The organism is Allobosea sp. (assembly GCF_030694325.1).
Classification (GTDB): domain Bacteria; phylum Pseudomonadota; class Alphaproteobacteria; order Rhizobiales; family Beijerinckiaceae; genus Allobosea.
This window is the reverse complement of record NZ_JAUXYO010000105.1, coordinates 1-4,918: the sequence shown is the minus strand read 5'-3', so window position 1 is coordinate 4,918 and position 4,918 is coordinate 1. Positions and strand designations below refer to the sequence as shown.

At 70.8% G+C, this 4,918-nt stretch carries 6 protein-coding genes; all 6 read right to left on the bottom strand.

The window, feature by feature from the left end; all coding sequences use genetic code 11:
* A partial coding sequence (tatB, locus tag Q8M82_RS06340; protein WP_305690530.1) for a Sec-independent protein translocase protein TatB occupies positions 1-417 on the bottom strand: 417 nt, incomplete at its 3' end.
* 44 nt (positions 418-461) lie between these two features.
* A complete protein-coding gene (locus Q8M82_RS06335) occupies positions 462-704 on the bottom strand; it encodes a twin-arginine translocase TatA/TatE family subunit (protein WP_305690529.1) in 243 nt (80 codons plus the stop codon).
* A 67-nt stretch (positions 705-771) separates the two neighbouring features.
* Positions 772-1,815 (bottom strand): ABC transporter ATP-binding protein, encoded by a 1,044-nt coding sequence (locus tag Q8M82_RS06330; RefSeq protein WP_371126254.1) that lies wholly within the window; start codon positions 1,813-1,815, stop codon positions 772-774.
* Between the two features lie 232 nt (positions 1,816-2,047).
* Entirely contained in the window at positions 2,048-2,725 is a 678-nt protein-coding gene (gene scpB, locus Q8M82_RS06325) for an SMC-Scp complex subunit ScpB (protein WP_305690527.1), read from the bottom strand.
* Positions 2,722-3,552: a segregation and condensation protein A gene (locus Q8M82_RS06320; protein ID WP_305690526.1), complete on the bottom strand. Its 831-nt coding sequence runs from the start codon at positions 3,550-3,552 to the stop codon at positions 2,722-2,724. The genes scpB and Q8M82_RS06320 overlap by 4 nt, the downstream gene beginning before the upstream one ends.
* 206 nt (positions 3,553-3,758) lie before the next feature.
* Entirely contained in the window at positions 3,759-4,769 is a 1,011-nt protein-coding gene (gene nagZ / locus Q8M82_RS06315; protein WP_305690525.1) for a beta-N-acetylhexosaminidase, read from the bottom strand.
* Positions 4,770-4,918: the final 149 nt, after the last annotated feature.

Sequence of the window (4,918 nt, the reverse complement as noted above, 5' to 3'; positions counted from 1 at the left end):
CTTGGGCTCGGGCGCCGGCTCGACGGCCGCAGCAACCTCGGACGCCGCGATCTCGACCGGCGGCAACGGATCGGGCAGCGGAATCGCGGCGAGCTTGGCCTCGGCCTCCTTCAGCGCCGCATCGTCGAGGCCGGTCGAGGCCGGCATCTCGATCGGCTTGAAATCGGAATTCCAGCTCTCGCTGTTCATCGCCGTCGAGACCGAGCCGCCGACATCCTCGACCTGCTTCTTCAGGTCGTGGAGTTCGGCCTCGCGCATCGCCTCGTTGAACTGGCCCTGGAACTCCGAGGCCATCCGGCGAATCTTGCCGATGGCCTGGCCGACGCTCCGCATCGCCTTCGGCAGGTCCTTGGGGCCGATCACGACGAGCGCGATCGCCCCGACCAGCATGAATTCGCTCCAGGCGATGTCGAACATCGACGGCTCGTCCTCTCAGCCCCCCGCGGACGGGAGGCCGGCCCTCAGGCCTTGGTCTCGGCCTTGGCCGGCGCGGAAGGGGTGGCCTGCGCGTCGATGATCTTGGGATCGGCAGGGGTCGCGGCGCTCGGCGGCGGCGGAGGCGTCTCGTCCTCAGCCATGCCCTTCTTGAACGACTTGATGCCCTTGGCCACGTCGCCCATGAGTTCGGAAACCTTGCCGCGTCCGAACAGCAGCATCACGATGACGCCGACGACGATCCAGTGCCAGATGCTGACGCCACCCATGGCGAACTCCCTCAATTCGAATGTTGCCGGGGGATTGCGACCCCGGATCAAGCTGTTGCGGCGGAACCTATGTGTCCCCCGCGGGGAACACAAGAACTTCGTCGGTGGGAATGTCGAGGCCGACATCGTCGCCCTCGCTTATCGCACCCGCGAGCGAAGCCCGCACCGAGAGCAGCCGGTCGAAGCCGTCGACCGCGATCAGCAGATGGTCGACCTCGCCGAGGAAGCGCCGCGTCACCACCCGGCCCGGCAGGCAGAAGCCCTTGGGCACGATCCTCACCGCCTGCGGGCGGATGCAGGCCACCGCTTCGCTGCCTTCGCTGAGGCCCCGCGCCGGGAAGCGGCCGAAGGGCGTATCGACCGCCCCGCGCACGACCCGTCCGGCCACCTCGGTAAAGTCGCAGAAGAATCGGGCGGCAAAGAGACTGCCGGGCCGGCGATAGAGATCCTCGCCCGTGCCGATCTGCACGATCGCGCCCGCACGCATCAGCACGATCCGGTCGGCGATGCGCATCGCATCCTCGGGGTCGTGCGTGACGATGATCGAGGTCGCGCCGGTCTCGTGCAGCAGCGCCGCCGTCTCGTCGCGCACCACGTCGCGCAGGCGCCGGTCGAGATTGGAGAAGGGCTCGTCCATCAGCAGCACGCCCGGCCGCGGCGCCACGGCACGCGCCAGCGCCACGCGCTGCTGTTCGCCGCCCGAGAGCATGTGCGGATAGGAGTCCGCTAGATCGGCCAGGCCGACACGCGCGATCGCGCGGCGCGCCGTGGCGTCCGCCGCCCCGCCCTCGCCCCCGCGCGCGAGCCCGAAGCGGACATTCTCCAGCACCGTCAGATGCGGGAAGAGCGCATAATCCTGGAAGACGAGGCCGACGCCGCGCCGCTCGGGCTCGACGAAGCTGTCCGGCGAGGACACGTCCCGCCCCTCCAGCAGCACGCGGCCCGCGCTCGGCCGCTCGACGCCGGCGGCCAGCCGCAGCAGGGTCGTCTTGCCGCAGCCGGACTGGCCAAGCAGCGCCACGATCTCGCCGGGCTCGACCGAGAGCGACACGTCGCGTAGCGCCGTGACGTCGCCGAAGCGCTGCGTCACGCCGTCGAAGGCGAGCGCCATCGGGATCGCGGCCCCCGCCGTGCCCCGGCGCCCCCAGCTCAGCCAGCGCGATTTCGTCTCGTTGGCGACCAACGGATGCTCCGCCTCGTCTCTTGGAACGCGACGTCGTCCCGGGCGGAGCGAAGCGCAGACCCGGGACCCATGCCGGAACGGTTCAGGAATGGGTCCCGGGTCTCCCTTCGGTCGCCCGGGACGACGCGGCGGATGATGTGACAGCCGCCCTGTGCGGCGCTCAGCCGTTCTCGTCAAGCGGCGTGAACAGGTCGCCGAGCGGGTCCTCGTCGGCGCGAAGCTCCGGATCGTCGTCGGGAACCGGCACGGCGAGGTCGCGCGTCAGGCGCCCTTCGATGAAGCCGGAGCCCTTCAATTCCTCTAGACCGGGCAGATCGTCGATCCGATCGAGCCCGAAATGATCGAGGAAGCCCGGCGTCGTGCCGAAGGTCACGGGCCGCCCGGGCGAGCGCCGGCGCCCGCGCAGCCGCACCCAGCCGGCTTCGAGCAGAATGTCGAGCGTGCCCTTGGCGGTGGCGACGCCGCGGATCTCCTCGATCTCGGCCCGCGTCACCGGCTGGTGATAGGCGATGATCGCCAGCACCTCGAGCGCCGCCCGCGACAATTTGCGCGGCGGCTCGGCCTCGGCCGCGAGGAGATTGCCGAGATCCGACGCGGTGCGGAAGGCATAGCCACCGGCGACGGCGCGCAGATTGACGCCGCGCCCGTCGTAGAACGTGGTGAGCCGCGCCAACACCTCCTCGATCGCGACGCCCGCCGGCACGGAGCGCGCCAGCTCCTCGGCCGACAGCGGCTGGGCGGAGGCGAAGAGCAGCGCCTCGACCACGCGCAGCGCCTGCGCGAAGGCGTCCGCCCCGCCGTCGCTGTCCTCGGGAGGCTGCGCGGCGGTGTCGGTCACGGGCCGTCCCCGCGCGACAGCGGCAGCGCCGGCGGCCGCGCCGAACGGCGGCGCAGATAGAGCGGCGCGAAGGCGTCGTCCTGGCGCAGATCCAGCACGCCCTCCTTGACCATCTCCAGCATGGCCGAGAGCGCGGAGGCCCGCACGGTTGCCGCCATCTCACGGGCGGGCAGCCCATGCGAGGCCATGTAGCGCGCCAGATAGGGATCGATCTGCGTCCAGTCCCCGGCCTCGCCGACCAGCCGCTGCAGCGCCTCGCGCGCCTCGACCAGCGACCAGACGACACGCTGGCCGACCGAAATATGGCCCTGCACCCGCTTCATCCGCTGCTGCGCATAGGCCGAGAGCAGATCGTAGAGCTCCGCCTCCCAGACCGGCCGGGCGCCGGCGACGACCGCCTCGGGCGCGCCGCGCGCGAACACGTCCTGCCCCAGCCGCTCGCGCGAGGCGAGCCTGCGGGCAGCCGCACGGATCGCCTCCAGCCGGCGCAGGCGCAGCGCCAGCGCCGTGGCGAGGTCCGCCGCGCTCGGCTCCTCGCCCCTGGGCGGTTCGGGCAGAAGCAGCCGCGACTTGAGATAGGCGAGCCACGCCGCCATCACGAGATAATCGGCCGCCAGTTCCAGCCGCAGCGCCCGCGCCTGCTCGACGAAGACGAGATATTGCTCGGCCAGCGCCAGGATCGAGATGCGGTGGAGATCGACCTTCTGTCGGCGGGCGAGATCGAGCAGCAGGTCGAGCGGGCCCTCATAGCCGTCGACATCGACCCGCAGTGCCGGCTCGCCGTCGCGCTCCGGGCCGTCCTCCTCGAATGGCAGTTGCGCCGCCATGGCCGGCCGCCCCTTTGTCTCCGATCGCGCCTGTTCACCCAAGCCCTCATCCTGAGGAGCCGCGAAGCGGCGTCTCGAAGGATGGTCCAGGAGGCTCCGGATCCATCTGGAGCATCCTTCGAGACGCAAGCCCGAAGGCTTGCTCCTCAGGATGAGGGCTGTGGGTGCAAGGCGAGCGCCAAGCCCCGCCGGACAGGTTCCGCTGTTCAGCCGCCCAAGGCAAGCGCGCTGGCGACCTGCGAGCGGGCGGCCTCGACATCGAGCGGCTCGGGCTCGTGGCGGATGCGGGCGAGCGCCATCGCGGCGCGGCGGGCACGGTCGCCCCGCATCTCCGGCACGGCCCCAGCGATGGCGACCATCTCCTCCATGATGCCGTGGCAATGCAGCACGACATCGACCCCGGCCCGGATCGCGGCGCGCGCCTTCTGCGCGAAGCCGCCCGAGAGCGCCTTCATCGAGATGTCGTCGGTCATGATCAGCCCGTCATAGCGCAGCTCGCCGCGCATGATGTCGCGCACGACGGTGCGCGAGACCGTCGCCGGGTTCCTGGCGTCGATGGCAGTGAAGACGACATGCGCCGTCATCGCCATCGGCATGTCTGCGAGATGGCGGAAGGGTCGGAAATCATGCGCCCGCAATTCGTCCAACGAAGCCTCGACGACCGGCAGATCGTGGTGGCTGTCGGCGCGCGCCCGACCGTGGCCGGGCATGTGCTTGATCACCGGCAGCACGCCGCCGGCCAGCAACCCCTCCGCCGCGGCGCGACCGAGCTGGGCGACGCGGTCGGTCTCATGCGCATAGGCGCGGTCGCCGATGACGTCGTGGCTGCCGGACACCGGCACATCGAGCACCGGCAGGCAATCGACGTCGATGCCGACCGTCTTGAGATCAAGCGCCATCAGCCGGGCTGACAGACGGACGGTCTCGCGCTGCTGCAGCGGGTCGTTGATGCCGAGGAAGGCGCGGGCCGGCGGGTATTTCGGCCAGTGCGGCGGGGCCATGCGCTGCACCCGCCCGCCCTCCTGGTCGATCAGGATCGGCGCGTGCCAGCCCACGCTCTCGCGCAGTTCCGCCGTCAGGGCCGCAACCTGGTCCGGGTTTTGGGTGTTGCGCCGGAACAGGATGAAGCCCCAGGGCTTCGCCTCGCGGAAGAAGGCCCGCTCGTCCGAGGTCAGGCTCGTGCCGAGGCAGCCGGCGATGAAGGCGCGCGAGGTCATGGTCGAGGGGTAGAAAGCGCTGGCGATGCGGTCAACCCTCCGCCGTCATCCTGGGCCAGCCGCGAAGCGGCGAGGCCCGGGATCCATCGGAGGGCGCCCGAGCCCCAGGATGGATCCCGGTCGACCTGCGGTCGCCCAGGATGACGGTC